The sequence below is a fragment of the Cupriavidus plantarum genome, assembly GCF_905397285.1.
In the GTDB taxonomy this organism is placed as follows: Bacteria; Pseudomonadota; Gammaproteobacteria; order Burkholderiales; family Burkholderiaceae; genus Cupriavidus; species Cupriavidus plantarum.
Genome location: NZ_CAJPUX010000001.1, coordinates 461,321 through 487,846, shown reverse-complemented (window position 1 = coordinate 487,846; position 26,526 = coordinate 461,321). Strand labels below are relative to the sequence as shown.

Annotated in this window: 20 protein-coding genes and 1 pseudogene; 6 read left to right on the top strand and 15 right to left on the bottom strand. The window is 66.3% G+C overall.

The genetic code is table 11. The annotated features are described in order from the left end of the window. Positions 1-8 precede the first annotated feature (8 nt). Positions 9-1,001: a Bug family tripartite tricarboxylate transporter substrate binding protein gene (locus KHP16_RS02275; RefSeq protein WP_244835621.1), complete on the bottom strand. Its 993-nt coding sequence runs from the start codon at positions 999-1,001 to the stop codon at positions 9-11. 178 nt (positions 1,002-1,179) lie between these two features. On the opposite strand from KHP16_RS02275, the gene ybaK reads away from it, so the two are divergent. Then, the gene (gene ybaK, locus KHP16_RS02270; RefSeq protein ID WP_244835620.1) at positions 1,180-1,650 is read left to right on the top strand and encodes a Cys-tRNA(Pro) deacylase; all 471 of its coding nucleotides are present in this window, start codon (positions 1,180-1,182) and stop codon (positions 1,648-1,650) included. Between the two features lie 74 nt (positions 1,651-1,724). After that, positions 1,725-2,336, top strand: coding sequence for a glycerol-3-phosphate 1-O-acyltransferase PlsY (plsY, locus tag KHP16_RS02265; protein WP_109581989.1), 612 nt, complete (start codon positions 1,725-1,727; stop codon positions 2,334-2,336). Between the two features lie 6 nt (positions 2,337-2,342). On the opposite strand, the gene KHP16_RS02260 is transcribed toward plsY, so the two are convergent. The 6 genes and pseudogenes from KHP16_RS02260 to KHP16_RS02235 all read right to left on the bottom strand — a co-directional run bounded on the left by KHP16_RS02260 (position 2,343) and on the right by KHP16_RS02235 (position 12,895). Next, complete coding sequence (locus KHP16_RS02260; protein WP_211959508.1) at positions 2,343-2,783, bottom strand: hypothetical protein; 441 nt, start codon at positions 2,781-2,783, stop codon at positions 2,343-2,345. Continuing rightward, positions 2,780-3,226: a hypothetical protein gene (locus KHP16_RS02255; protein ID WP_211959507.1), complete on the bottom strand. Its 447-nt coding sequence runs from the start codon at positions 3,224-3,226 to the stop codon at positions 2,780-2,782. Before KHP16_RS02255 ends, KHP16_RS02260 begins: the two co-directional genes overlap by 4 nt. 89 nt (positions 3,227-3,315) lie before the next feature. Next, on the bottom strand, positions 3,316-4,809 hold the full coding sequence (locus KHP16_RS02250) for an efflux transporter outer membrane subunit (protein ID WP_373561909.1): 1,494 nt from the start codon (positions 4,807-4,809) through the stop codon (positions 3,316-3,318). Positions 4,810-4,880: 71 nt separating this feature from the next. Beyond that, positions 4,881-8,180 (bottom strand): efflux RND transporter permease subunit, encoded by a 3,300-nt coding sequence (locus KHP16_RS02245; protein ID WP_211959506.1) that lies wholly within the window; start codon positions 8,178-8,180, stop codon positions 4,881-4,883. Beyond that, positions 8,177-11,293, bottom strand: a pseudogene (locus tag KHP16_RS02240) (MdtB/MuxB family multidrug efflux RND transporter permease subunit); the annotation flags it as partial. The pseudogene KHP16_RS02240 and the gene KHP16_RS02245, both read right to left, overlap by 4 nt. Before the next feature lie 21 nt (positions 11,294-11,314). After that, entirely contained in the window at positions 11,315-12,895 is a 1,581-nt protein-coding gene (locus tag KHP16_RS02235) for an MdtA/MuxA family multidrug efflux RND transporter periplasmic adaptor subunit (protein WP_211959505.1), read from the bottom strand. A gap of 399 nt (positions 12,896-13,294) precedes the next feature. Here KHP16_RS02235 and KHP16_RS02230 point away from each other — a divergent pair, with 399 nt between their 5' ends. Together KHP16_RS02230 and KHP16_RS02225 are read left to right on the top strand one after the other, a co-directional pair. Further along, entirely contained in the window at positions 13,295-14,026 is a 732-nt protein-coding gene (locus KHP16_RS02230; protein WP_115953753.1) for a response regulator, read from the top strand. A 12-nt stretch (positions 14,027-14,038) separates the two neighbouring features. Then, positions 14,039-15,319, top strand: coding sequence for an ATP-binding protein (locus KHP16_RS02225; RefSeq protein ID WP_109581996.1), 1,281 nt, complete (start codon positions 14,039-14,041; stop codon positions 15,317-15,319). 21 nt (positions 15,320-15,340) lie between these two features. Here KHP16_RS02225 and KHP16_RS02220 read toward each other — a convergent pair whose 3' ends face one another. Next, positions 15,341-16,249, bottom strand: a complete 909-nt coding sequence (locus KHP16_RS02220) for a LysR family transcriptional regulator (RefSeq protein WP_109581997.1) — start codon at positions 16,247-16,249, stop codon at positions 15,341-15,343. Positions 16,250-16,354: 105 nt separating this feature from the next. On the opposite strand from KHP16_RS02220, the gene KHP16_RS02215 reads away from it, so the two are divergent. Then, on the top strand, positions 16,355-16,813 hold the full coding sequence (locus KHP16_RS02215) for a PACE efflux transporter (protein ID WP_115953755.1): 459 nt from the start codon (positions 16,355-16,357) through the stop codon (positions 16,811-16,813). 61 nt (positions 16,814-16,874) lie between these two features. After that, entirely contained in the window at positions 16,875-18,452 is a 1,578-nt protein-coding gene (gene dacB / locus KHP16_RS02210) for a D-alanyl-D-alanine carboxypeptidase/D-alanyl-D-alanine endopeptidase (RefSeq protein WP_244835619.1), read from the top strand. Between the two features lie 52 nt (positions 18,453-18,504). Here the strand turns inward: dacB and KHP16_RS02205 are convergent, their stop codons facing one another. From KHP16_RS02205 to KHP16_RS02175, 7 genes are all read right to left on the bottom strand, one after another. Further along, complete coding sequence (locus tag KHP16_RS02205; protein ID WP_211959504.1) at positions 18,505-19,497, bottom strand: L-threonylcarbamoyladenylate synthase; 993 nt, start codon at positions 19,495-19,497, stop codon at positions 18,505-18,507. Positions 19,498-19,533: 36 nt separating this feature from the next. Further along, on the bottom strand, positions 19,534-20,778 hold the full coding sequence (locus KHP16_RS02200; protein WP_109582000.1) for a 5-(carboxyamino)imidazole ribonucleotide synthase: 1,245 nt from the start codon (positions 20,776-20,778) through the stop codon (positions 19,534-19,536). A gap of 91 nt (positions 20,779-20,869) precedes the next feature. Then, positions 20,870-21,379 carry a 5-(carboxyamino)imidazole ribonucleotide mutase gene (gene purE / locus KHP16_RS02195; RefSeq protein WP_115953756.1) on the bottom strand — a complete coding sequence of 170 codons (510 nt, stop codon included), beginning with the start codon at positions 21,377-21,379 and terminating at the stop codon, positions 20,870-20,872. Positions 21,380-21,399: 20 nt separating this feature from the next. Further along, positions 21,400-22,308: a phosphoribosylaminoimidazolesuccinocarboxamide synthase gene (locus KHP16_RS02190; RefSeq protein WP_109582001.1), complete on the bottom strand. Its 909-nt coding sequence runs from the start codon at positions 22,306-22,308 to the stop codon at positions 21,400-21,402. 67 nt (positions 22,309-22,375) lie between these two features. Beyond that, positions 22,376-23,440 carry a class II fructose-bisphosphate aldolase gene (fba, locus tag KHP16_RS02185; protein WP_109582002.1) on the bottom strand — a complete coding sequence of 355 codons (1,065 nt, stop codon included), beginning with the start codon at positions 23,438-23,440 and terminating at the stop codon, positions 22,376-22,378. 118 nt (positions 23,441-23,558) lie between these two features. Beyond that, entirely contained in the window at positions 23,559-24,995 is a 1,437-nt protein-coding gene (gene pyk, locus KHP16_RS02180; protein ID WP_109582003.1) for a pyruvate kinase, read from the bottom strand. A gap of 133 nt (positions 24,996-25,128) precedes the next feature. Beyond that, on the bottom strand, positions 25,129-26,325 hold the full coding sequence (locus tag KHP16_RS02175; protein WP_109582004.1) for a phosphoglycerate kinase: 1,197 nt from the start codon (positions 26,323-26,325) through the stop codon (positions 25,129-25,131). Positions 26,326-26,526: the final 201 nt, after the last annotated feature.

The following is a 26,526-nucleotide window of genomic DNA, read 5'->3' as shown; positions in this document are numbered from 1 at the left end:
GGTCCGGCTCAATCCACCCTGGCGCCGCTCTTGCGGACGAGCTCGCCAAACTTCACGGTTTCCGAGGCGATGAGCGCCTGGAAGTCGCGCGCGGTGCCGCCCAGCGGCTCAAACGACAACCGGTCAAGCTGCGCGCGGAATTCCGGATCGCGCAGGATCGCGTTGGTTTCCTTGTTCAGCCGCTCGACCACTTCCAAAGGCGTGCCCGGTGCCGCGACGAGCCCCGCCCATGCCGTCACCTCATACCCCTTGAGCCCCGCTTCCTGAAGCGTGGGGATATCGGGATAACGGGGCGAGCGTGTGCGCGACGTCACGGCCAGCGCGCGAACGCGATGCGACGACACATACGGGCCGATCGACGGCACGTTATCGAACATCAGCTGCACGTTGTTGCCGACGAGGTCCTGCAAGGCCGGCGTGCTGCCCTTGTACGGGACGTGCGTGATATCGGCCTGCGTCATGACCTTGAACAGTTCCCCGCCGAGATGGCTCGTGGTGCCGTTGCCCGCGGAACCCATCGACAGCTTGCCCGGGTTCGCGCGCGCATAGCTGACAAGTTCCTGCACCGTCTTCACCGGCAGTGAGTTATTGACGGCGAGGATGCTGAAAGTCGTCACGAGCCCGACGATCGGCACCAGCTTGTCGGGGTCGTACGGGAGCTTGCTGTACAGGAATCGATTCGTGGCCAGCGTGGCGTTGTTGCCATAGGCCACGGTGTAGCCGTCGGCCGGCGCGGCCAGCAGCGCCTGAATGCCGATGTTGCCGCCCGCGCCTGGCCGGTTCTCGACCACCACGGGTTGCCCGAGCCGCCGGGAAAGCGCTTCGCCGTACAACCTGGCCACGATGTCCGGCGAGCCGCCGGGCGCGGTTGGCACGATCAACCGGACGGGCTTCTCTGGCCACGCGCCATACGCGACGCTCATCCCCGACAGCGCGGGCGCCATCAGGCCTAGGGTCATGGCGGCCACGGCGGCCCGAATGCTTCTTGCCGAACGCTTCATCTCTCACTCTCCTCGTTCAGGGATATCACGACGATGAGTATCGCTACGGCGCGATGCGGACCCTAGTGAAGTTTTGTCGGGGATGCTTTCCGCCACGGAATAGTTCACGCATCGAAACGGAGGCGCATGCAGGCGTATCATGTGCGCCATTGGTCCAGGACGATGCCAGTCAGCCAGCATGGAAACGCAAGCCACAAAATTCCTGAAGCAAAACAAGATCGCGTTCGACAACCACCCCTATGCGTACGAACATCGGGGTGGCACCAAGGTGTCGGCGCGCGAGTTGGGCGTGCCCGAGCATGAGGTGATCAAGACGCTGATCATGCAGAACGAGAACAAGGAGCCGCTCGTCGTGCTGATGCATGGCGACTGCCAGGTGTCGACGAAGGAACTGGCGCGGCAGATCGGCGTGAAGAAGGTGGAACCCTGTACGCCGGAGACCGCGTCGCGGCACACAGGCTATCTGGTAGGGGGCACCAGCCCGTTCGGCACGAAGCGCAAGATGCCCGTCTACATGGAAAAGAGTATCGCGGACTTGCCGCGCATCTACATCAATGGCGGGCGCCGCGGCTATCTCGTCAGCATCGCGCCGAACGTCCTCATCGATGTTCTCGGCGCGACGCCAGTGGAATGCGCGCTGCCGGACTGATTCTGACGGTGCGGGGCGGCCGGCGCGCTACAATCGCGCCAGCTAAAAATTTTGACACCTGACACTTCCCCGCAATGGTCAATCTGATATTTGCCGTCGTCGCCTACATGATCGGTTCGGTGTCCTTCGCCGTCGTGGTCAGCAAGCTCATGGGTCTGCCGGATCCGCACAGCTATGGCTCCGGCAACCCCGGCGCCACGAACGTGCTGCGCACGGGCAACAAGAAGGCCGCCATCCTGACGCTCATCGGCGATGGGGCCAAGGGCTGGCTCGCGGTCTGGCTCGCTCAACGCTTCGGCCCTGCCTACGGCGTGCAGGACGCGGGCATCGCGCTCGTCGCGGTAGCGGTGTTCCTGGGCCACCTGTTCCCGGTCTTCCACCGCTTCGCGGGCGGCAAGGGCGTGGCGACGGCAGCGGGCATCCTGCTCGCCATCGACCCGATCCTCGGCCTCGCCACGCTGGCCACCTGGCTGATCATCGCGTTCTTCTTCCGCTATTCGTCGCTCGCCGCGCTGGTATCGGCCATCTTCGCCCCGTTCTTCCACGTCCTGATGTCCGGGGTCGACATCGTCACGGGCGCGATCTTCGTGATCAGCGTCCTGCTGATCGTCCGCCATCGCGCGAACATCGCCAAGCTGCTCTCCGGCAAGGAAAGCCGGATCGGGGAGAAGAAGAAGCCCGGCTGAGGCGGGTCAGCACACATGCGTCGTGGATGGCTCCAGCACCCAGCCCCGACGCTCGGCAAGCCGGGCCAGTCGCTCTCTCAACTTGAGAAAAGGACGCTCGGAAGGCAATGACGGTACTGCGACGATCAAGGCGTGAGCGCGGTTGTGCGGAGACGGTGCCGCGATGACGTCCATATCGTGAGCGATCGCCCCGCGCGCCGTCTGATCGTCAGAGGTGATGTCGTAGATCGCACGGACCTCTCCCGCTATCAGGCAAACGACGCCCTGGTCCGGCCGGGTAAGCGCGCGCGCGGGAAAAAATTGTAGCAGCGCCGCCCGATCGACCGACGGTTGGCGCATGGCATCGCTGAATGCAGCCTTGCTGAGCCGAAGCTTGCCGTCGTGGACAGAAAAGAAGGACGTGCGCGCCGGAATACGGCGATAAAGTAGCTCGTGGTCAGGAATCATGCGCCTTGCCTCCCACGAAACCAGTCCCACAGTCCGCGAAACCCGCCGGGCGCCAATGCGCCTTCTTCCATCTCGTTCGCGATATCCAGACCCCACGCCCGCAGGTACGTGACGGTCGTGCCGTCGAATACCAGCGTCAGCGTGCGTTCGCCGTGCCACCACTCCAGCATGACGGCGCCCGTTTCGTCCGCCGACACGCCTGGCGCTCGCCAGTCGGAACGACCTTCCGCCGCGGCAAGCAGCGGCGACAACATCGTCTCCGCCTGAAGGATGGCGGCAGCCTGCGGCTTCTGGCTGCCGAAAGAATCCCAGTTTGCGTCGAGATGACGCAGCGCTTCGAGGTGTCCGCGCGTTTGTGCGAAGGCGTCGCCGCGCATGGCGGTCGCTTCAGACACCGGCTGCAGCGGGATCTCCGCATCGTAGATCCTTGAAAGGGTGTGCATGTTTGGCTTCCTTTCCTTGGTTGAGGAAGCCCCACGCTACGCCCCTTTGCCCCCGAAAACCACCCCGTCAACGCATTTTCAGAATCGTCTCAATGCTCGCCCGCCCGGCCCGCCGCTGCCGGCTCGCTGGCGATGTCCGTGCCCTCCGCATGCCAGCCGCCGCCAAGCGCGGCGATGAGGATGACGGCGGTGGTGTACTGGCGGCTCGTGATTGAGAGGGCCGTGCGTTCCGCGGTGTAGGCGGCCGTCTGCGCCGTGAGTACATCCAGCAACGCCGCGGTACCCGCCTTGTAGCGGTTGTTCACGAGCGCAAGCGCATCGCGCGCCGAGCGTAGCGCGTCGTTCTGCACCACGGCTTCCTGCTCGAGCAGGCGCGCGGCGGCGAGGTTGTCTTCGACTTCCTGGAACGCGTTGAGCACGGTCTGACGATATGCCGCCACGGTCTGGTCGTAGGCGGCCACCGCCTGCGCCTTGTTCGCGCTGCGCAGTCCGCCATCGAAGATCGCCCCGGCCAGCGAGGGCCCGAACGACCAGATGCGGTCGGGAAGCGACAGCCAGCGCGCGAGCGTCGCCGCGGTGAGGCCGCCCGTGGCCGAGAGCGACAGCGTGGGATAGTACGCGGCCTGCGCCACGCCGATCTCCGCATTGGCCGACGCCATGCGGCGCTCGGCCGCCCCGATGTCGGGGCGGCGTTCCAGCAGTTGCGACGGCACGGCCACCGGCACGCGCGGCAGCATGGTGGTGAAGTCCGCGGGACGCATCGTCAGTTCCGAAGGGGACCTGCCGATCAGCACGGCAATCGCATGCTCCAACTGCGCGCGCGTGATCTGAATATCGATCTGCTGCGCCTGCGCCGACTTCAGTTGCGTCTCCGACTGCAGGACGTCGGACCGTTGCGCGGTGCCCACCGCATACTGGTTGCGCACGAGTTGCAGAGAGCGCTCGTAGTCGCTTACCGTGCGATCGAGCAGCGCGCGCTGGGCATCGGCGATCCGCAGCAGGAAGTAACTCTGCGCCAGCGTCGACTGCGTCGACAGCAATGCCGAAGCAAGATCCGCCGCGCTCGCCTGCGCGCTGGCCTGGCTGCTTTCCACCTGCCGCCGCACCCGGCCCCACACGTCGAGTTCCCATGCCGCGGACAGCGTGACACTCTGACCGTTGCGAATGTTGCCCGCCTGACTGGTCGTGCTGCTGCCGGACCGCGAAGCGCTCGCCGTGCCGTTGAGCGTCGGGAAGAGTCCCGCGCGGGCGGCCTGCAACGCGCCGGCGGCCTGCCGGTACTGCGCCTCGGCGGCCTTGATGTTCTGGTTCGAGATCTCGACCTGCGCCATCAGGATGTCGAGGTCCGGATCGCTGAACACGCGCCACCAGTCCGTGCGCGCCGCCTGATCCCGCGGCTCCGCGGTCTTCCAGTCGCCCGTCCATGCGGGCATGTCGGCGCTGGCCTCCTTGAAGGCGGCGGGCGTCGGCGCGTCCGGCCGCTTGTAGTCGGGACCCACCGCGCAGCCGGCAAGCAGTAGCGCACCGGTCAGTGCGGCCAGACGGAACGTGGAGGAGCGGTGCATCGGCTTCATGGATCGCATCGGGAACGGAATTCGCGTGAATCGCTTCGTTGGCTTCGTTGGTGTGGCTGGCATCAGTCGCATGGGTCGCATCAATGCAGGCGCGGCTCGGCGTCGGGCGCATCGCGCCGGCGGCGCGCGCGCCATGCATTGACCTTCAGGCGCCAGCGGTCGAGCGTGAGATAGACCACCGGCGTCGTGTACAGCGTCAGCAACTGGCTGACGACCAGACCACCGACGATCGAGATCCCGAGCGGCGCTCGCAGTTCGGCGCCATCGCCGCGGCCCATCGCCAGCGGAATCGCGCCCAGCAGCGCGGCCATCGTCGTCATCATGATCGGGCGGAAACGCAGCAGGCATGCGCGATGGATCGCCTCGCGCGGCGAGAGACCTTCGCGGCGTTCCGCATCGATCGCGAAGTCGATCATCATGATCGCGTTCTTCTTGACGATGCCGATCAGCAGGATCACGCCGATCAGCGCGATGATGCTGAAGTCCGTTTTCGAGGCCAGCAGCGCGAGCAGCGCGCCCACGCCCGCCGACGGCAGCGTCGACAGGATCGTCAGCGGGTGCACATAGCTCTCGTACAGCACGCCGAGCACGATGTAGATCGTGATGAGCGCCGCCAGAATCAGGTATGGCTGGCTCTTGAGGGAGTCCTGGAATGCTTTCGCGCCACCCTGGAAGTTGGCCTGCAGCGTCTCCGGCGCGCCGATGCGCGCGAGCGCATCGCGAATCGCATCCGTGGCCTGAGACAGGGAAAAACCTTCCGCCAGGTTGAAGGAAATCGTCGATGCCGCGAATTGGCCCTGATGGTTCACGCCAAGCGGCGTGCTCGTCGGCGTGACGCGCGCGAACGCGGAGAGCGGCACGCGGTTGCCGCCGCCAGTCACCACGTAGATATCCTGCAGCGCATGCGGCCCCTGCAGGTACTCCTGACTGAGCTCCATCACCACGCGGTACTGGTTCAGCGGGTGATAGATCGTGGAGACCAGCCGTTGCCCGAACGCATCGTTGAGCACCGCATCGACCTGCTGCGCGGTGACGCCGAGCTTCGACGCCGTGTCCCGGTCGATGATCACGGACGTCTGCAAGCCCTTGTCGTTGGTGTCGGTATCGACGTCCTCGATACCCTTGATGTTCGAGATCGCCGCGCGGACCTTCGGCTCCCATGCGCGCAAGACCTCGAGGTCATCCGACTGCAGCGTGAACTGGTACTGCGAGCTGCTCTGCCGCCCGCCGATGCGGATGTCCTGCACGGGGGTCAGGAACAGGCTCGCTCCGGGCTCCTTGGCGAGCTTGACGCGCAGGCGCGCAATGATCGCATCGGCCGTTTCCTTCCGCTCGGATAGCGGCTTCAGCGTGACGAACATCTGGCCCGTGTTGCGCTGCGATCCTCCCGTAAAGCCGGTCACGTTGACCACCGCCGGATCCGACCGCACGATCGTGATGAAGTTGTCGAGCTTCTTGGTCATCGCCTGGAACGACGTGGCCTGATCCGCGCGGATAAATCCGATCAGCCGACCCGTATCCTGCTGCGGAAAGAAGCCCTTCGGCACGATGACATACAGCCACACATTCAGGCCGATGGTCGCGATGAGCACCAGCCACACCAGCGCGCTATGGCGCAACGCCACGCCGAGCGTGCGCGCGTACTGGTCGTAGAGCCACGTAAACACGCGCTCGCTCGCGTGATAGAAGCGGCCGCGCTTCTCTTCCTTCACCGGGCGCAGCAGCTTGGCGCACATCATCGGCGTGGTGGTGAGCGAGACCACGAGGGAGACGAGGATCGCCACCGACAGCGTGATCGCGAATTCCTGGAACAACCGGCCCACGATGCCGCCCATCAGCAGCAGCGGAATGAAGACCGCGATCAGCGACAAGCTCATCGAGATCACCGTGAAGCCCACCTCCCGCGCACCGCGCAGCGCGGCCTGCAGCGGCTTCATGCCGTTCTCCATGTGCCGAGAGATGTTCTCGAGCACGACGATCGCATCATCGACGACGAACCCCGTCGCGATGGTCAGCGCCATCAGCGAAAGGTTGTTCAGGGAGAAGCCGCACAGGTACATCACCGCGAACGTGCCAATGAGGGAGACCGGCACCGCCACGCTCGGAATCAGCGTCGCGCGCACGTTACGCAGAAACACGAAGACCACCATGATCACGAGCGCGATCGAGATCATCAGCGTGTGCTCGACCTCGCGTAGCGAAGCGCGGATGGTCGGCGTGCGGTCCAGCATCACATCCATCGAGATCGTGGCGGGAATCATCTTGCGCAGTTGCGGCAGGATGTCGTTCACGCGATCGACGGTCTCGATGATGTTCGCGCCCGGCGATCGGTTCAGTACCAGCAGCACCGACGGCTTGCCGTTGGCCGAACCCGCATTGCGGATGTCCTGCACGGAGTCCGTCACGTTCGCGACATCGGACAGGCGCACGGGCACCTGCAGCGAGTTCGGACCGGAGTTGCCGTTGTTGCCGCCCGTCGCGCCCGTGGTGATCGTCGTGGTGCCGCTGCTCGTGGTCAGCGTCGTCGTGGTCACGCCGTTGACGGTCTTGGTGCTGACGTTGCCGCCCGCGGTCGCGTTGGCGGTGCTTGCGATCAGCGCGCCCGCCGAGGCCGACGAATACGTCCCCGGCGTGGCATAGCGGATGATCAGCGGCATGTAATCCTTGGCCGCCATCGCCTGATCGTTCGCGTAGACCTGCCAGTTGTTGGCGTTGTTCTCGAGCACGCCGAGCGGACGGTTCGCGTTCGTCGCGCTGATCGTGTTACGCACATCCTCGAGCGAGATGCCGTATTTGTTGAGCGCCGTCGGATTCAGTTCCACGCGCACCGCGGGCAACGACGATCCGCCGATGGTGACCTGCCCCACGCCCTCCACCTGCGAAAGCTTCTGCGCGAGGATCGTCGAGGCCGCATCGTAAAGCTGCCCGCGCGTCATGGTCGGCGACGTCAGCGCGATGATCATGATCGGCGCGTCGGCGGGGTTGACCTTGCGATACGTCGGGTTGTTCGGCAGGCTCGTCGGCAACGTCGCGCGCGAGGCGTTGATAGCCGCCTGCACGTCGCGCGCGGCGCCGTCGATGTCGCGAGACAGGTCGAACTGCAGCGTCACGCGCGTGGAGCCCAGCGAGCTCGACGACGTGATCTCGTTCACGCCCGCGATGGTGCCGAGCGCGCGTTCGAGCGGCGTGGCCACGGTAGCGGCCATGGTCTCGGGGCTTGCACCGGGAAGCGACGCGGACACGGAGATCGTGGGAAAGTCGACCTGTGGCAGCGGCGAGACGGGCAGCAGCCGCAGCGCCGCGAGCCCGGCCAGCAGAATACCGATGGTGAGCAGCGCGGTCGCGACCGGGCGATGGATGAAGGCGGCCGAGAAGTTCATCGGGGGCGCGGCTCCGTATCCGGATCGCCGAACTTGCGGCGGCGCCAGCTATTGAGCTGGAGCGCCACGCGATCGAACGCGAGGTAAATGACCGGCGTGGTGAACAGCGTGAGCACCTGGCTGACGAGCAGACCGCCGACCATCGTCACGCCGAGCGGCCGGCGCAGTTCGGAGCCGATACCCGTGCCGAGCATCAGCGGCAGCGCGGCGAGCAGCGCGGCCATCGTCGTCATCAGGATCGGGCGGAAGCGCAGCAGGCACGCCTGGAAGATGGCTTCCCGCGGCGCCATGCCGCCTTCGCGCTCCGCTTCGAGCGCAAAGTCGATCATCATGATCGCGTTCTTCTTCACGATACCGATCAGCAGGATGATGCCGATGATCGCGATGATGCCGAGGTCCTGACGCGCGACCAGCAGCGCGAGCAGCGCGCCGACGCCGGCGGATGGCAGCGTCGAGAGGATTGTCACCGGATGGATCGTACTCTCGTACAGCACGCCAAGGACGATGTACATCGTGATCACCGCGGCAAGGATCAGCCACAGCGTGTTTGACAGCGACGCACTGAACGCGAGCGCCGCGCCCTGGAACTCGGTGGCCATCGAAATTGGCAGTCCGATTTCCTTCTCCACCTTGACGATCTTCTCCACCGCGGCGCCGAGCGACTCGCCCGGTGCGAGGTTGAACGAAATCGTCGCAGCCGGGAACTGCCCCTGATGATTGATCACGAGCGGTCCCGTGCGTTCGCTGATGCGCGCAATGGAACCGAGCGGCACCTGACCTCCCGACGACGACGGCAGCCGCAGCTCGGACAGCGACTGCGGGCTCGTGCGGAACTGCGGCATGGTCTCGAGCACCACGCGGTACTGGTTCGACTGCGTGAAGATCGTCGAGACCAGACGCTGGCCAAACGCGCTGTACAGCGCGCTGTCGATAACCGCGGTGGTAATGCCAAAGCGGGCCGCCGCGTCGCGATCGATCTCGACGTAGGCGCGCAGGCCGTTGTTCTGCTGATCGCTCGTCACGTCGCGCAACTCGGGTTCCTGGCGCAGGCGCTCGACGAGCTTCGGCACCCATTCGGCCAGCACGGTCGGGTCCGGATCTTCCACGGTGAACTGGTACTGCGTGCGCGCGACGCGGTCCTCGATCGTCAGGTCCTGCACGGGCTGCAGATAGAGCGAGATGCCGCCGAGCTTCTGCGCGGCATCCTGCAGGCGGTCCATCACCACATCCATGCTGTCGCGCTCGCCCTTGGGCTTGAGGTTGATCAGCATGCGTCCCGCGTTGAGCGTGGTGTTGGTGCCGTCCACGCCGATGAACGAGGATACGCTCGCCACTGCGGGATCTTCCAGAATGACCTTCTGCACGGCCTCCTGCTTGCGGCCCATGGCGGTGAACGAAGTGGTCTGCGCGGCTTCCGTGATCGCCTGCAGGACACCGGTGTCCTGCACGGGGAAGAAGCCCTTGGGCACGACGAGGTAAAGCAGGCCCGTGAGCACGAGCGTGCCGACCGCGACCACGAGCGTCGCGGTCTGCCGGGCGAGGACCCATTCGAGCGCGCGACCGTAGCGTTCGATCACGTTGTCGAAGAAACGTCCGGTGGCGCGATGGAAGCGCGAGAGTTCGTGCTCGGGCACATGGCGCAGCAGCCGCGCGCACATCATGGGCGTGAGCGTCAGCGAAACCACGGCCGAGATCAGGATCGACACCGCAAGCGTGATCGCGAACTCGCGGAACAGCCGGCCCACCACGTCGCCCATGAACAGCAGCGGAATGAGTACGGCGACGAGCGAAAACGTCAGCGAGATGATCGTGAAGCCGATCTGCTTCGAGCCCTTGAGCGCGGCCGCCATCGGCGTGTCGCCCTTCTCGATGTACCGCATGATGTTCTCGATCATCACGATCGCATCGTCGACGACGAAGCCCGTGGCGATGGTCAATGCCATCAGCGTCAGGTTGTTGATCGAGAAACCCGCGAGGTACATGACGCCGAACGTGCCGACCAGCGAGAGCGGCACCGCCACGCCCGGAATGATTGTCGCCGGTATATTCCGCAGGAAGACGAAGATCACCATCACCACGAGCGCGATGGCCAGCAGCAGTTCGAATTCGACGTCCTTCACGGACGCGCGGATGGTGGTGGTACGGTCGGTCAGCTGCTGCACGTGCACGGACGCCGGCAGCGCGTTCTGCAGTTGCGGCAGCAGCGACTTGATGCGGTCCACCACCTCGATCACGTTCGCGCCCGGCTGCCGCTGGATGTTCAGCACGATCGCGGGCTTGCCATTGGCCCATGCGGCCAGCCGCGTGTTCTCTGGGCCGTCGACGATATCGGCGACGTCGGTGATGCGGATCGGCGCGCCGTTCTGATAGCCGATGATGATCTGCCGGTACTCCTCGGCCGAGCGCAACTGGTCGTTGGCGTCGATCGTCGAGGCGCGCTGCGGGCCATCGAAGCTGCCCTTTGCGCCATTGACGTTGGCGCTGCCGATTGCCGTGCGCAAATCGTCGATGGACATGCCGAGCGCGGCGAGCGCGGTCGGGTTGGCCTGGATCCGCACCGCCGGGCGCTGGCCGCCGCTGATCGTGACGAGGCCCACGCCCTGGATCTGCGAGATCCGTGCCGCGACGCGCGTATCCACCATATCCTGCAACTGCGGCAGGGGCAGCGTGTCGGACGTCATGGACAGCGTCATGATCGGCGCGTCGGCCGGGTTGACCTTGCTGTAGACCGGCGGCATCGGCAGATCCGCGGGCAGCAGGTTGCCGCCCGCGTTGATGGCGGCCTGCACTTCCTGCTCGGCCACATCGAGCGACAGCGACAGTTCGAACTGCAGCGTGATGACCGACGCGCCGCCCGAGGACGACGAGGACATCTGCTTGAGGCCCGGCATCTGGCCGAACTGACGCTCGAGCGGCGCGGTCACCGACGACGTCATCACGTCCGGGCTCGCGCCCGGATAGAGCGTGGTGACCTGGATGGTCGGGTAGTCCACCTCCGGCAGCGCGGACAGCGGCAGCAGGCGGAATGCCACCAGCCCGGACAGCAGGATGGCGAGCATCAGCAGCGCCGTGGCGACTGGCCGCTCGATAAAGATGCGTGACGGGTTCATGCCGCTCCTCGGTTCCTTGGCCGCTTACTGCTGCGGACGCTGGCCGACGTTGCCGGCAGGGTTAGCGGGGGTATTGCGGGTCGGATCGGGAACCGCGTCCGCGTCGCGCTGACGACGGGGCTCGCCGGCCGCCGCGCTGGCACTGCCGCCCATCCTGTCGCCTCCCATCCCATCGCCTCGGCGTCCCTGCGCACCGCTCGCGCCACCGGGCCCGCCCGCGCCGGCGCCGCTCGCACCGCCCCAGTTGCTGCCTTCGCGATGGCGCCCGCGCCCGCGCGGCTGGCTCGCCGGCACCAGCTGCGCCGCGCGCGCGGCCGGGTCCACCGCTTCGACGACAAGGCCTTCCTTGAGCCGGTCCGCGCCGTCCACCACCACGCGCTGGCCGGGCTGCAGGCCTTTGGTCACCGCCGTACGCGTGCCGTCGGTCGCCCCGAGCGTGACCACCTGCACGTGCACGGTGTTGGCCTCGTCGACCACGTATACGAACGTGCCCTGCTGGCCGCGCTGAATGGCCGCGACCGGAATCACGGTGGCATCCTCGAGCGTATCGATGCGCGTGCGCACGTTGACGAACTGGTTCGGGAACAGCATGCCGTCCTTGTTCTCGAACTGCGCCTTGAGCTTGACGGTGCCGGTGGTCACGTCGATCTGATTGTCGGTCGTCAGCAGCGTGCCTTCGGCCAGCTGCGTGCGCATCTGGCGGTCCCATGCCTGCACGGGCAGCTTCTTGCCCGCATTGAGCTGCCTGAGCACCTGCGGCAGGTTGTCCTCGGGGATCGTGTACAGCACGGTGATCGGCGTGATCTGCGTGATCAGCGCGATGCCGTTGGTGTCGCTGGTGCTGACGATATTGCCCGGATCGACCTGTCGCAGGCCGATGCGGCCCGAGACCGGCGCCACGATGCGCGTGTAGCCCAGCTGGATGCGCGCGTTATCGACGTTGCCCTGATCCGTCTTCACCGTACCTTCGTACTGGCGGACGAGCGCGTCCTGCGTATCGACCTGCTGGCTCGAGATCGAGTCCTGCTGGAGCAGCGTCTTGTATCGCTTCTGGTCGAGGCGCGCGTTCTGGAGCAGCGCCTGGTCCCGCGCGAGCTGGCCCACGGCCTGATCGTAGGTCGCCTGGAAGGGACGCGGATCGATCTCGGCGAGCACGTCGCCGGCCTTGACCATCTGGCCTTCCTTGAACAGTACGCGCAGCAATGGCCCCGAGACCTGCGCGCGCACGGTCACGTTGGCCAGCGGCGTGACGTTGCCCAGGCCATTGAGTACCACGTCCATGTCCCGGCGCGCGACGGTGGCGACGACCACTGGCGAGCGCGGCATGTTCGCGCCCGGACCACCCGGTCCGCCCGGTCCGCCAAAGCCGCCGCCGGCCCCGCGCGCCTGCCGGCCGCCCGCTGCGGCGCCGCTCGCCCCGGCCTGGCTCCCCGCCCCATCGGCCGACGCGCGATGGCCGTGCCACCAGTACCAGCCGGCACCGGCCAGCACCACGACGACCGCGATCGCGATCCAGGTGCGGCCCGATGACGTGCGGCGCTTGGGCGCGGGACCCCGCGGCGGTGTGGGTGGCGAAGAGGGTTGACCGTTTTCGGGTTGAGACATATCCGGGATCCTGGGAACGACGCGCCGGGGCGCGCCAACGATGTTCGCCCGGCGGCCGGGGACCGGCCTGCGGGCGAAATTGCAAAGTATGCCAAATCGCGTTACCGGAAAGGCCATTGGCCCTTGCCGCCTGTCGAGGGGCTTCCCTATTTCCTCGCGGGCAGGGACAGGGAGCGGAGCCGGTCCATCCGTGCGGCGCGCATGCGTTCGCCGCGACTGGCAGGGGCGAAAAACGCCGCCATATTGGGACGAAGCATAATGTGCCGTGATGACCGCGCCTGTTTCTCGTACTCGCATTTTTATTACAGCGGGTTACCAGGGGGCCGGGTGTAACCTCCAGAAACAAAACCGTCGAAGCAATTCGCATTCCCATACCGCGAGCCTGACTATCATTTGCCTATGCGAACCAACCAGCCTACCCAGATCCTCGTCGTCGACGACGATCCCGAACTGCGCGACCTGTTGCGCGAGTACCTGACCTCGCAGGGCTTTGCCGTATCCGTGCTGCATGACGGCGATGGCCTCCAGGCGCGGCTCGAGCGCGAGCGCCCCGCGCTGATCGTGCTGGACCTGATGATGCCGAAGGTCGACGGCCTGACCGCGCTGCGCAACCTGCGCGCGAAGAACGACGACATTCCGGTGATCCTGCTGACCGCGCGCAGTGACGAGATCGACCGTATCGTCGGGCTCGAGATCGGGGCAGACGATTACCTCGGCAAGCCGTTCTCCCCGCGCGAGCTGCTCGCGCGCATCAACGCGGTCCTGCGCCGCAAGCTCGCGCGCCCGGCGGCCGCTCCCGAAGACCGCGAGTCGATCGCGTTCGGGCCGTTCCGCGTCAACTTCCGCCAGCGCTCGCTGCTGCGCGCGGGGCAGTCCGTGTCCATCAGCGACACGGAGTTCGCGCTGCTCAAGCTGCTGCTGATGCATCCGCTGGAAGTCCTGTCCCGCGAACGCATTGTCGAACTGATGTATGGAACGGCCAGCGGCATCAGCGATCGCGGCATCGACGTGCAGATCTGGCGCCTGCGCCGGCTGCTCGACGAGGATGCGCAGCGGCCCCGCTATATCCAGACCGTGCGCGGACGCGGTTACACGTTCGTGCCGGACGAGGCCGAAGAGATACCACAGTAATACTGTCTTGCGATGAAGCTCAGGATCGACACTCTGTTCGGACGCATGGCACTGCTAATCGCGGCGGTGCTCATGATCAGCCATTTCTCCTGGCTCACGATCCTCCGCATGGATCGCCGCCAGCAGCAGGTCGACTATTCGGTCGAGCAGATGCTGTTCCAGCTGCAGAGCATCGAACACGCCCTCGATGCACGGCCGCCGTTGCCGTTGCCGAGCCTCGTCGAGATCGGCGACAACTCGCGCGCGGAAGAATTGTCGGCGGTGCCGCAGGGCGGCCGCCCGCGCCGGCTCATCGAGCAGTTCGGGAGTCGCCTGCCCAAGGGCAGCGATTTGCGGATCGAGGACGAGGCGACGCCGCGGCTGTGGATCAAGCTACCGACACGCGCGCAGTGGATCGCGATGCCAATCCTGTGGGTCCACAATCCCCCGCCGGACAACCGATTGGTGCCGGGCGTGATTCTTGTCGTGGCCGTGGCGACGATCTTCGCGCTGCTCATCGCGTGGCAGATCCAGCGCCCCGTGCGCGACATGGCCGATGCGGCGGCGCGATTGTCGCGGCAGGAACTGGTGCCCCCGCTGCGCGAGCGCGGCCCGCACGAGCTGCGGCAGCTGATCGAGCGTTTCAATCGCATGGTGGCGGACCTCGCGCGTAACGACCAGGAGCGCAATACAATGCTCGCCGGCATCGCGCACGACCTCAAGACGCCGCTCGCCCGGCTGCGCCTGCGCGCGGAAATGCTCAGCGATCCCAAGGCGGCGGCCGGTGTCACACGCGACGTGGAATCGATGTCGGCAATTGTCGAGCAGTTCCTGACGTTCGCGCAGAGCAGCGAGCCGACCGCCCGGCCGGTGCCTGTAGAGAAGCGGATCGCCGAACTGGCGGATTCGCTCGCTGAGCAGGAGCGCTTCGTCGAACTCGATCTTGCCGCGGGCGACGGATTCCGCATGATCGCGACGCAGCTCGATCGTATCGTCGGCAACCTCGTCGACAACGCCTACGCGTACGGCGCGCCGCCGGTGCATGTGGCTACCGCGCGCACGAACGAAGGCTGGCGCCTGACCGTGGAGGACCACGGCACGGGCATTCCCGACGACGCGATGGAGCGCGTGACGCTGCCGTTCGTTCGCCTGGACCCGGCCCGCGGCGGCAACGCCCACTCGGGCCTCGGCCTCGCCATCGTCGATCGCCTCGTCCGCCAGGCGGGCGGCCGGCTGAATCTGGTCAACCGCCCGGAAGGCGGCCTGCGTGTGGAGATGGTGTTTCCATTTACGCCGCTGGCACAGGCGGCTTGACGGCGGCTTGAGGGCGACGCGTCAGCGCCGTGCCGCGCTCCCCGGCACCGGCAGCGGCTCACGCTTGACGCGCTCCCGCAGCCATGTCGCGGCCTTGCCGAGCGGCCGCTGTTTGTGCCAGACCAGTTCCATCGCCACGGGCCAGTCCTTTTCCTGAAACGCCAGCTTCGGTGAGACCAGTTGCGCGGCCGCGGGCGAGTTGGCGGCCACGTGCCAGGGGACGAAGCCCCAGCCGAGATTGCGCTTGATCAGTTCGACGATCACCCACTGGCTCTCGACCCACCAGACGTCCGCCGCCACGCGCAGGCGCTTCTTCTCTTCGCTGTCGCTGCGCGTCGCCACCATCAGCTGGCGATAGCGCTTGAGCTCTTCCCAATCGACGCGCGGCTGTTGCGCGAGAGGGTGCTCGGGTGCGCAGAGGATTGGCATTGGCACCCACCCAAGCGCATGAAAGGCGAGTTCGGCGGGCAGAACCTCCTGCCGCCACATGATGCCGAGGTCCGCGCACTGGCTCATCACGAGCCGGCTCACGTCCTCCATCAGCGGGAACAACAGTTCGAGTTCGACCGCCGGGAACTGCCGCGAGAATTCTTCGAGCATCACGCCGAGGATCTCCTCGGGATAGAGCTCGTCCACGGCGAGCACGAGTCGCGTCTCGACGCCTTCGCCCAGGCTCTTGGCCACCCCGCGGAAATGCTCGCAGCGTTCGAGGATCACGCGCGCCTCCGACAACAGGCGTTCGCCCGCCGGCGTCAGCACGGGATAGCGCGCGCTGCGGTCGAACAGCGCGTTGCCAAGGTCGATCTCGAGGTTGGCCACCGCGGCGCTGACCACCGATTGCGCCTTGCCGAGCCGCCGCGCCGCGCCTGAAAACGATCCGCTTTCGGCCGCGGCAACGAAGGCCTGTAACTGATCCAGGGAGAGACTCATGGGTCGCCTCGCACGACTTCTATCGGAATATCCGATGGTATCCAACTTGGCAATATCAATCCAGCAGATAGACTGTGCCGTATTGTCGTTTTGCTGGAGAGGATCATGCGCACTACCCGGGACCGGATCCGACACGCCATCGGCTTCGAGCTGATCGGCCTGCTGGCCTTCGCCCCGCTAGCGAGCTGGGTGTTCGGCTACGCATTGCACCAGATGGGTCTAATCGGCGCGGTCGCCTCGCTCATCGCGGCCGGCTGGAACTACGTCTACAACCTGATGTTCGACAAGGCGATGCTTCGCGTTCGCGGCGACGTCCACAAGACGCCAGCCATCCGCGTGCTGCATGCCATCCTGTTCGAGGGCGGCCTGCTGATCGTGTTCCTGCCGTCCGTCGCGTGGTACCTCGACATCAGCCTGTTCGACGCCTTCATCATGGACATCGCCGTGGCCGGGTTCTACATGGTCTACGCGCTCGTCTACAACTGGGCCTACGACATCGTGTTCCCGATTCCCAAGGCACCGGCGTCCGTGAGCGGCGCGCGGTCGACTTCGCTTTCGAATTGACACGGTAACGGACCGTTCCACGTCATCCGAACCGTGCCGGGCATGCGTTAACATCTGCGCCATGCCCATGCTCAATGCCCTGCCCCGCATCGTCCCGGCCGCCGCGCTCATAGCGTGCCTTGCCGCCGGATTCCCGGCCGCTCCCGCGGCCGCCAAGACCGCCAAGGGGAAGGCGGCCGCGACCTCCACCTCAACTTCCACTGCCGCTTCCACAGCGCCGGCGAAGCGTGCCGCCGCGGAGACCATCGATCCCGCCGCCCTGCGGGCCGGGTTACCGCCCGCCGTCGTCACCGCGTTGCGCCGCGCCAACGTGCCCTTGTCGGCCGCGAGCTTCTACGTCGTGAAGGTGGGCGCACCCGCGCCGCGCGCGAGCTGGAACGCCGAGCAGCCGATGAATCCGGCCTCGACGATGAAGGTCGTCACGACGTTCGCGGGCCTGCAACTGCTGGGGCCCGACTTCCGGTGGCAGACGTCGTTGTACGCGGATGCGCAGCCCGGCAGCGATGGCACGCTCAACGGCAATATCTACCTGCGCGGCCGCGGCGATCCGAAGCTCGTGCCCGAGGAGATGGCCAAGCTCGTGTCGTCGGCGCGGCGCGCGGGCGTCAATAGCATCAACGGGGACCTCGTGCTCGATCGCAGCTTCTTCGCGGACGGGCTCGATGGCAGTGGCACGATCGATGGCGAGACCACGCGCGCCTACAACGTGAACCCGGACGCCCTGCTCTATGCGTTCAAGACGTTGTCGTTCACCATCAGCCCCGATCCCGCGAGCCGCTCCGTCGCGGTGTCCGTCACGCCCTCGCTGGCGCAGCTCCGCGTGGACAACCGGCTGGCGCTCACGAACGGCCGGTGCGGCGACTGGCGGACGCGGGCCAACCCGGCCATCATGCCGCAGCCCGATGGCACGATCGTGGCGTCGTTCGATGGCGGCTACTCGGCCGATTGCGGCGAGCATGTGGTCAACGTCGCGACGCTGTCGCACAGCGATTTCATCTGGGGCGGATTCGTCGCCGAATGGCAGCTCGCGGGCGGCACGTTCGCGCGCGCGCCGGGCGTGCGGAGCGGCTCGGTGCCGCGCAACGCGGTACTGCTCGCACGCCACTATGGCGAGCCGCTTGGCGATATCGTGCGCGATATCAACAAGTATTCGAACAACGTGATGGCGCGCCAACTCTTCCTGACCATCGGCGCGGAAATCGACCGCGGGGGTCCGGCGAACACGGCACGCTCGGCGAGCGTGATTCAGCGCTGGCTGCAGAAACAGGGGCTGGATCTACGCAGCCTCGTGCTCGACAACGGCTCGGGCCTGTCGCGCGACGAGCGGATCAGCGCGTACGACATGGCCAGGCTACTGCAGCAGGCCCTCGCCAGCAACGTGGGCCCCGCCCTGCTCGACTCCCTACCGATCCTGGGCGTGGACGGCACCCTCCGCAACCGCCTGACGCGTGCCAACGCGGCGGGGAATGCGTATCTGAAGACGGGGACGCTGCAGGATGTGCGGGCGCTGGCGGGATACGTCGATGCGCTGAACGGCGACCGGTATGTGGTGGTGGCCTACATCAACCACCCGAACGCCTCCGCCGCGCAGGAAGCGCATGACGCGCTGATGCAGTGGGTATATCGCGGCGCGCCGTAACGGCTCGCGCCGCGGCAGGGGAAGCGGGCTCATCTTGACCCAAAGGGGAAGCTCACTCGAAAGCCGCCGCCGCCCGCCCCAACCGATCCCGCACACCATCCCACGCATGACCAGCAGGCACCGGCTCGAACACCAGCCGCGTGAAGCCTTCCTTGTCGAGCCGCCGCAGCAGGCGATACAACTCGCGTGCATACGCCTCGGGCGTGGCCGGCGCGGCAACAAACACGCAACGATCATCCTTGCCCGCAGGCGCAACGCGCCCGACAAAGGCGAGCCGCCCGTCCGCGGGCAGCGCGGCGACATAGGCGGATAAAGACGCCGCATCGGCAAGCACCAGCGCCGTCCGCGGCGCATAGTGCGCGCGCAACGTCCCGGAAGCGCGGGGCGCCGCGGCGTCAGGCGGCAACGGCGCGGTCCCCAGAACCGCCTCCATCATCGCGGGCGTAATCGCCCCCGGCCGCAGCAGCACCGGCCCCACCCCCTGATCGAGCCGCGACAGATCGACGATCGTGGACTCGATGCCAACATCGACCCCATCGCCCTCGAGCACATACACGGCATCGCCAAACTCGTCCCGCACATGCTGCGCGGTGGTCGGGCTTACCTGCCCGAACTTGTTCGCCGAAGGCGCCGCGATGCCACCTTGCCCGCGCCGAAAGCGCGACAACAACGCCTGCGCCACCGGATGCGAAGGACACCGCAATCCAAGACTGTCCTGCCCCCCAGCCACCGCAGCGGGAATATGCGCCGCGCGCTTGAGGATCAGCGTCAGCGGTCCCGGCCAGAAAGCATCGATCAGCTTCTGCGCGGCATCCGGCACGGTGTCGGCCCAGTAGCTGACATCGCCCCCATCGACCACATGCACGATCACCGGATGATTCGAAGGCCGCCCCTTCGCGGCGAAGATGCGCGCGACGGCTTCGGGATTCTCGGCATCGGCGCCGAGGCCATACACGGTCTCGGTCGGAAACGCGACGAGCTCGCCCGCTTCGAGCAGGCGAACAGCCTCGTCGAGTTCGGCGGCGGTGGGCATGCGTGAGGACATCGACAACTCGGACAACGCAAAAAAACTCGAAGACACTCAGAGGGGAATGTGCAGCGCGTCAGCCGCCGCCACGAACGCGGCGTCCGCGACGGCAGCGTCATCGCCGACACAATTCACGTGGCCCATCTTCCGCGCGGGACGCGCATCGCTCTTGCCGTAGAGATGGAGCTTGGCGCCCGGCTGCGCAATGACCTGATCCCACGCGGGCGTGCGCTCGAGCCCGAACTCGAACCACGCGTCGCCCAGCAGATTCAGCATCTTGCCCGCCGAATGCTGACGCGTGCTGCCAAGCGGCATGCGCGCCATCGCGCGCACCTGCTGCTCGAACTGGCTCGTCTCGCAGGCATCCATGGTGATGTGCCCGGAGTTGTGCGGGCGCGGGGCCATCTCGTTGGCGACGAGCGACCCATCGGTCAGCACGAAGAACTCGATGCACAGCACGCCGACATACCCCATCTCGGTCGCGATGATGGCGGCAGCTGCACGCGCGCGATTGGCGATATCGTCGGACACGCTCGACGACGGCATCGTCGTCGAAAACAGGATGCCATCGCGGTGCACGTTCTCCGCCAGCGGCCACGTCGCGGTGGAACCGTCCGCGGCACGCGCGGCGAGCACGGACACTTCGTAAGCCAGCGGCAGCATCTGTTCGAGCACGCAAGGCACATGCTGCATCGCGCGCCACGCGGCACGGACATCCTCGCGCGTCTTCACGCGCGCCTGACCCTTGCCGTCATACCCCATGCGCGCGGTCTTCAGGATGCCGGGCAGCAGCGCCTCGGGCACCTGGTCGACATCCGCGTCGTGCTGGATCACCCAGTGCGGCGCGGTGGGCACGCCCGTGCGCTCGGCGCACGAGGCAAAGAACTTCTTCTCGCCGATGCGGTTCTGCGCGATGGACACACAGTATCCGCGCGGCGCCACGAACGCGCCAAGCTGCTCGAGGCGGTCCAGCGACATCGACGGCACGTTTTCGAACTCCGTGCTCACGGCCTGGCACAGCTTCGCCATCTCGTTGAGCGCCGCTTCGTCGGTGTACGGCGCGCAGATATGACGATCCGCCACCGTGCCCGCGGGGCTGTCCTGGTCCGGATCGAGCACGCACACGCGATAGCCCATCGACTGCGCCGCGTGCGTGAACATGCGGCCAAGCTGCCCGCCGCCCAGCATGCCAAGCCAGGCACCAGGCAGAATCGGCGCACCGGGTTGATCGACGCCGAACTCGGCGCGCGACTCGGGCGTATGGGCTTCGGACAGGTAGGGATGGATATCGGTCGGCATGCGAAAGAACGTAAGAACAGCAGGTAAACCAGAACCGGCGGCAGCGTGAACTAGCAAGCCCCGCCGGCGTTGTGCCTCATGACAACGGGCGTCAGACGGGCAGCTTCATCGCGCGCGCCGCTTCGGTCTGCTTCGCGCGGAAGGCTTCCAGCGCATCGGCCAGTGCCGCATCGGTCGTCGCGAGCGTCGCGATCGCATGCAGCGCCGCGTTGGCCGCGCCGGCTTCGCCGATAGCGAAGGTCGCCACGGGCACGCCCTTCGGCATCTGCACGATCGACAGCAGCGAGTCTTCGCCACGGAGGTACTTCGACGGCACGGGCACGCCGAATACCGGCACGATCGTCTTGGCGGCGATCATGCCAGGCAGATGCGCGGCGCCGCCGGCACCGGCGATGATCGCGCGAATGCCGCGGCCGCGCGCGGTCTCGGCGTACTCGAACATGTCGTCGGCCATGCGGTGCGCGGAGACGACCCGCGCTTCGAACGCCACGCCAAAATCCTTCAGCATGGCCACCGCGTGCTGCATCACGTCCCAGTCGGAACTGCTGCCCATGACCACGCCGACTACGGCCGCGCCTTGCTTGTTTGCTTCGTTGCTCATGTTGCTCGGTCCGTCGTCGATTACAGCAGCGCTTCGCCCGTCAGGCGCGTCAACGCTTCCTTGTACTTGTCGGCCGTCTTCTGCACGACGTCTTCGGGCAGCTTCGGCGCCGGCGCGGTCTTCGGCCACGGCTTGCCGTCGATGCGCACGGCTTCCAGCCAGTCGCGCACGAATTGCTTGTCGAACGACGGCGGGTTGGTGCCAACCTGATAGGAGTCGGCCGGCCAGAAGCGCGAGGAGTCGGCGGTCAGCACCTCGTCCATCAGCGTCAGCGTGCCGTTCTCGTCCAGGCCGAACTCGAACTTGGTGTCGGCGATGATGATGCCGCGCGTGGCCGCGTATTCGGCGGCTTCCTTGTACAGGCGGATCGAGATGTCGCGCATCTTCTCGGCCAGTTCCTTGCCGATGCGCTGCTCGACTTCCTCGAACGAGATGTTCTCGTCGTGCTCGCCCATCTCCGCCTTGGCGGCCGGCGTGAAGATCGGCTCAGGCAGCTTCTGCGCGTTCTGCAGGCCGGCCGGCAGCGCGATGCCGCACACCTTGCCCGTCGTCTGGTAGTCCTTCCAGCCGCTGCCGGCGAGGTAGCCGCGCACCACCGCCTCGACGAGGATCGGCTTCAGCCGCTTGACCACCACCGCGCGGCCCTGCACCTGCGCCACCTCATTCGGCGCGACCACGCTCTCGGCCGACACGCCGGTCTCGTGGTTCGGCACGATGTGCGCGAGGCGCTTGAACCAGAAGTTGGCCATCTGGTTCAGCACGCGGCCCTTGGCCGGGATCGGCTCCCCCATGATCACATCGAACGCGGACAGTCGGTCCGTCGTGACGATCAGCAGCTTGTCGTCGCCGACGGCATAGTTGTCGCGCACCTTGCCGCGGCCGAGCAGCGGCAGGGATTGAATGGAGGAATCGTAGAGGGCTTCGGACATGGTGGTAGAACTGGGGAACGTAAACGTAAAACAGCCCTCCCCCCGAAGGGAGAGGGCATCGAGCGCATTACTGCACGACTTGCGACAGCTTGCCCGACTTGTACTGCTGGGCGATGTCGGTCAGCGAAACCGCCTTGATCTTGCTGGCCTGTCCTTCGCAGCCGAACGCGACGTAGCGCGCCTTGCAGACCTGCTTGGCGGCTTCGCGGGCCGGCTTCAGGTACTCGCGCGGGTCGAACTTGCTCGGGTTCTCCGCGAAGAAGCGGCGAATCGCGCCCGTCATCGCCAGACGGATGTCGGTGTCGATGTTGATCTTGCGCACGCCGTACTTGATGGCTTCCTGGATCTCTTCGACCGGCACGCCGTACGTTTCCTTCATGTCGCCACCGAACTGGCGAATCTCTTCCAGCAGTTCCTGCGGCACCGACGACGAACCGTGCATCACCAGGTGGGTGTTGGGAATGCGCGCGTGGATTTCCTTGATGCGGCTAATCGCGAGGATGTCGCCCGTCGGCTTGCGCGTGAACTTGTATGCGCCGTGCGAGGTGCCGATCGCGATGGCCAGCGCGTCGAGCTGCGTGGCCTTGACGAAGTCGGCGGCCTGCTCGGGGTCCGTCAGCAGCATCGAGTGATCGAGCTTGCCTTCGGCGCCGATACCGTCTTCCTCGCCCGCTTCACCGGTTTCCAGCGAGCCCAGGCAACCCAGTTCGCCTTCGACCGTCACGCCGAGCGCGTGAGCCATCTGCACGACCTTGCGGGTCACGTCGACGTTGTACTCGTAGTCGGCCGGCGTCTTGCCGTCTTCGCGCAGCGAGCCGTCCATCATCACGGACGAGAAGTTCAGGTCGATCGCGGCCTGGCAGATCGCCGGCGACTGGCCGTGATCCTGGTGCATCACCACAGGGATGTGCGGATACGCTTCCACGGCCGCTTCGATCAGATGGCGCAGGAAGTGCTCGCCCGCGTATTTGCGCGCGCCTGCCGACGCTTGCATGATCACAGGAGCGTTGACCTCGTCGGCCGCCTGCATGATGGCCTGCACCTGCTCGAGGTTGTTGACGTTGAACGCGGGCAGACCGTAGCCGTTCTCGGCGGCGTGGTCCAGCAGCTGGCGCATGGAAACGAGTGGCATCTCAAACTCCTGAATAAAAAATGGTTCTGTAGTCGTTTCTGTATGTTCTTCCGGGCTTCGGCAGCCTCGCACACGCGCGCCCCGCCGTCTGTCCGTCGGGGCACACTCCGGCTGTCGGTCAACTGCCTACGCGCACGATCTTCAGCGTATTCGTTCCACCCGCCTGGCCCATCGGTTCCCCCACCGTGAGCACGATAAAGTCGCCGCGCTGCACCACGCCCTGCGCCAGCAGCAGCGCCTCGGCCTGCTCCAGCGCGGTATCGCGATCCGTGCTCGACTCCAGCGGAAGCGGCACCACATTGCGGTAGAGCTGCATCTTGCGCTGCGAAGCGAGGTTCGGCGTCATCGCGTAGATCGGCACATGAATCCGGTGGCGGCTCATCCACAATGCCGTCGCGCCGGAGTCGGTCAGCGCGGCAATGGCCTTCACACCAAGATGATAGGCGGTGAACAGCGCACCCATCGCGATCGACTGGTCGATGCGCGAGAATGTCTGATTCAGGAAGTCGGTATCGAGCTGCACCACCTCGGACTTCTCGGCCTCCAGGCAGATCGCGGCCATCGCCTCGACCGTTTCCACGGGATAGCGGCCCGCGGCGGTTTCCGCCGACGTCATTACCGCATCGGTGCCGTCCAGCACGGCATTGGCCACGTCGGACACCTCGGCGCGCGTCGGCACCGGGTTCACGATCATGCTTTCCATCATCTGCGTGGCCGTGATGGTCAGCTTGTTGGCTTCCCGCGCGAGCTTGATCATGCGCTTCTGCAAGGCCGGCACGGCGGCGTTGCCGACTTCCACGGCCAGGTCGCCACGCGCGACCATGATGCCGTCGGACGCCTGCAGGATTTCCTCGAGCACGCCCGGGCGGATGGCCTCGGCGCGCTCGATCTTGGCGATCATGCGCGCCTTGTGGCCATGCGGCTGGCCCGCGACGGCCGCGAGCTGGCGGGCCATCTCCATGTCGGTAGCGTTCTTGGGAAAGCTCACCGCGATGTAGTCCGCGCCGAGCGCCATGGCGGTCTTGATGTCCTCCATGTCCTTCGCGGTCAGCGCGGGGGCGGACAACCCGCCGCCCTGGCGGTTGATGCCCTTGTTGTTCGACAGATCGCCGCCGATCTTCACCTTGGTGAAAATCTCCGGCCCGATCACGCGCTCGACCACGAGCACGATGAGTCCATCGTTGAGCAGCAGCACGTCCCCGGGACCGACGTCACGCGGCAGGTCGCGATAGTCGAGACCCACGCGTTCCTGGTTGCCGAGCTCGCACGTCGCGTCGAGCACGAACGGGTCGCCCGGCTTGAGCGTGACCTTGCCCTGCTCGAACTTGCCGACGCGGATCTTCGGGCCCTGCAGGTCGCACATGATCGCGACTTCGCGCGAGCAGGCCCGCGCGGCCTCGCGCACGAGCGTGGCGCGGTCGATATGGTCCTGCGCGGTGCCGTGGGAGAAATTCAGGCGTACCACGTCGACGCCGGCGGCGATCATGCGCGTCAGCATCTCGAGCGTGCTCGAGGCCGGGCCGATCGTGGCGACGATCTTGGTCATGCGGGTCATGCGGGCAACTCCTTCTGTCGGGGGCTCATGTCTGGGGCTCATGCCGGGGGGCTCATGTCCAAGGCATCCGTGCGATCGCTGGCGGTCGTGCCATGTGACACGGGCCGCGGCAAACGCGGCCCGCCGTCACGCATCAACCCGCCGCGCGCTGCTCCAGCACTTCGAACGCCGGCAGCTTCTTGCCCTCGAGGAACTCGAGGAACGCGCCACCGCCGGTGGAGATATAGCCAATGCGGTCGGCAATGCCGTACTTGGCGATCGCGGCGAGCGTATCCCCGCCGCCCGCGATCGAGAATCCCTTCGAATCGGCGATCGCCTGCGCGAGCACCTTGGTGCCGTTGCCGAACTGGTCGAACTCGAACACGCCGACCGGACCGTTCCAGACGATCGTGCCGGCGGCCTTGAGCTGGTCGGCCAGTTGCGCGGCCGTCTTCGGACCGATGTCGAGGATCATGTCGTCGTCCGCCACGTCCTTGACGTCCTTGACGGTGGCCGCGGCCGTCGCGCTGAATTCCTTCGCGCACACCACATCGACGGGAATGGGCACCGAGGCGCCACGCTTGGCCATGATGTCGATGATGGTCTTCGCGTCTTCCACGAGGTCGGCCTCGGCCAGGGACTTGCCGATCTTCAGGCCCGCGGCCAGCATGAACGTGTTGGCGATGCCGCCGCCGACGATCAGCTGGTCGACCTTGTCGGCCAGCGACTTGAGGATGGTGAGCTTGGTGGAAACCTTCGAGCCCGCGACGATCGCCACCAGCGGACGGGCAGGCTGGCCCAGCGCGCGGCCCAGCGCATCGATCTCGGCCGCGAGCAGCGGGCCCGCGCACGCGACAGGGGCGTACTTCGCGATGCCGTGCGTGGTGGCTTCCGCGCGGTGCGCGGTGCCGAACGCGTCGTTCACGTACACGTCGCACAGGCGCGCCATCTTCTGCGCCAGTTCGTCGCTGTTCTTCTTCTCGCCCTTGTTCACGCGGCAGTTCTCGAGCAGCACCACCTGCCCGGGCGCCACGTCGACGCCATCGACCCAGTTCTGCACCAGCTTCACCGGCTTGCCGAGCAGCTCGGACAGGCGCGCGGCGATCGGCGCCAGCGAATCCTCGGGCTTGAACTCGCCTTCGGTCGGGCGGCCCAGGTGCGACGTCACCATCACGGCGGCGCCGGCGGCCAGGCAGGCCTCGATGGCAGGCACGGATGCGCGGATGCGCGTGTCTTCCGTGATGTTGCCTGCGTCATCCTGCGGCACGTTCAGGTCGGCACGGATAAACACGCGTTTGCCGGAAATCTTGCCTTCGGAAATGAGATCGGAGAGACGCAGGACAGAGGTCATGGCGGGATGCGGGCAAATAAATCGGGGAAACCGCCATTTTACCTGATCGCCGCTGCGGAATTACGGGTTCGGCGGGCGGTTGCCCACGTTACGCGCCGCGCCTGACCCTGCCGATGTCTCCGCGGCGATCCCATCACCGTCAGATCATGTTTTGATAGTTCGTCGCATTTCTGCCATATCCCCCTCTGGAGACGGGGTGCG

Excerpts from the sequence above, each read along its gene's own strand:
- KHP16_RS02275 (WP_244835621.1), bottom strand. The coding sequence starts at position 1,001 with ATGAAGCGTTCGGCAAGAAGCATTCGGGCCGCCGTGGCCGCCATGACC.
- ybaK (WP_244835620.1), top strand. The coding sequence starts at position 1,180 with ATGGAAACGCAAGCCACAAAATTCCTGAAGCAAAACAAGATCGCGTTC.
- plsY (WP_109581989.1), top strand. The coding sequence starts at position 1,725 with ATGGTCAATCTGATATTTGCCGTCGTCGCCTACATGATCGGTTCGGTG.
- KHP16_RS02260 (WP_211959508.1), bottom strand. The coding sequence starts at position 2,783 with ATGATTCCTGACCACGAGCTACTTTATCGCCGTATTCCGGCGCGCACG.
- KHP16_RS02255 (WP_211959507.1), bottom strand. The coding sequence starts at position 3,226 with ATGCACACCCTTTCAAGGATCTACGATGCGGAGATCCCGCTGCAGCCG.
- KHP16_RS02250 (WP_373561909.1), bottom strand. The coding sequence starts at position 4,809 with ATGCGATCCATGAAGCCGATGCACCGCTCCTCCACGTTCCGTCTGGCC.
- KHP16_RS02245 (WP_211959506.1), bottom strand. The coding sequence starts at position 8,180 with ATGAACTTCTCGGCCGCCTTCATCCATCGCCCGGTCGCGACCGCGCTG.
- KHP16_RS02235 (WP_211959505.1), bottom strand. The coding sequence starts at position 12,895 with ATGTCTCAACCCGAAAACGGTCAACCCTCTTCGCCACCCACACCGCCG.
- KHP16_RS02230 (WP_115953753.1), top strand. The coding sequence starts at position 13,295 with ATGCGAACCAACCAGCCTACCCAGATCCTCGTCGTCGACGACGATCCC.
- KHP16_RS02225 (WP_109581996.1), top strand. The coding sequence starts at position 14,039 with ATGAAGCTCAGGATCGACACTCTGTTCGGACGCATGGCACTGCTAATC.
- KHP16_RS02220 (WP_109581997.1), bottom strand. The coding sequence starts at position 16,249 with ATGAGTCTCTCCCTGGATCAGTTACAGGCCTTCGTTGCCGCGGCCGAA.
- KHP16_RS02215 (WP_115953755.1), top strand. The coding sequence starts at position 16,355 with ATGCGCACTACCCGGGACCGGATCCGACACGCCATCGGCTTCGAGCTG.
- dacB (WP_244835619.1), top strand. The coding sequence starts at position 16,875 with ATGCCCATGCTCAATGCCCTGCCCCGCATCGTCCCGGCCGCCGCGCTC.
- KHP16_RS02205 (WP_211959504.1), bottom strand. The coding sequence starts at position 19,497 with ATGTCCTCACGCATGCCCACCGCCGCCGAACTCGACGAGGCTGTTCGC.
- KHP16_RS02200 (WP_109582000.1), bottom strand. The coding sequence starts at position 20,778 with ATGCCGACCGATATCCATCCCTACCTGTCCGAAGCCCATACGCCCGAG.
- purE (WP_115953756.1), bottom strand. The coding sequence starts at position 21,379 with ATGAGCAACGAAGCAAACAAGCAAGGCGCGGCCGTAGTCGGCGTGGTC.
- KHP16_RS02190 (WP_109582001.1), bottom strand. The coding sequence starts at position 22,308 with ATGTCCGAAGCCCTCTACGATTCCTCCATTCAATCCCTGCCGCTGCTC.
- fba (WP_109582002.1), bottom strand. The coding sequence starts at position 23,440 with ATGCCACTCGTTTCCATGCGCCAGCTGCTGGACCACGCCGCCGAGAAC.
- pyk (WP_109582003.1), bottom strand. The coding sequence starts at position 24,995 with ATGACCCGCATGACCAAGATCGTCGCCACGATCGGCCCGGCCTCGAGC.
- KHP16_RS02175 (WP_109582004.1), bottom strand. The coding sequence starts at position 26,325 with ATGACCTCTGTCCTGCGTCTCTCCGATCTCATTTCCGAAGGCAAGATT.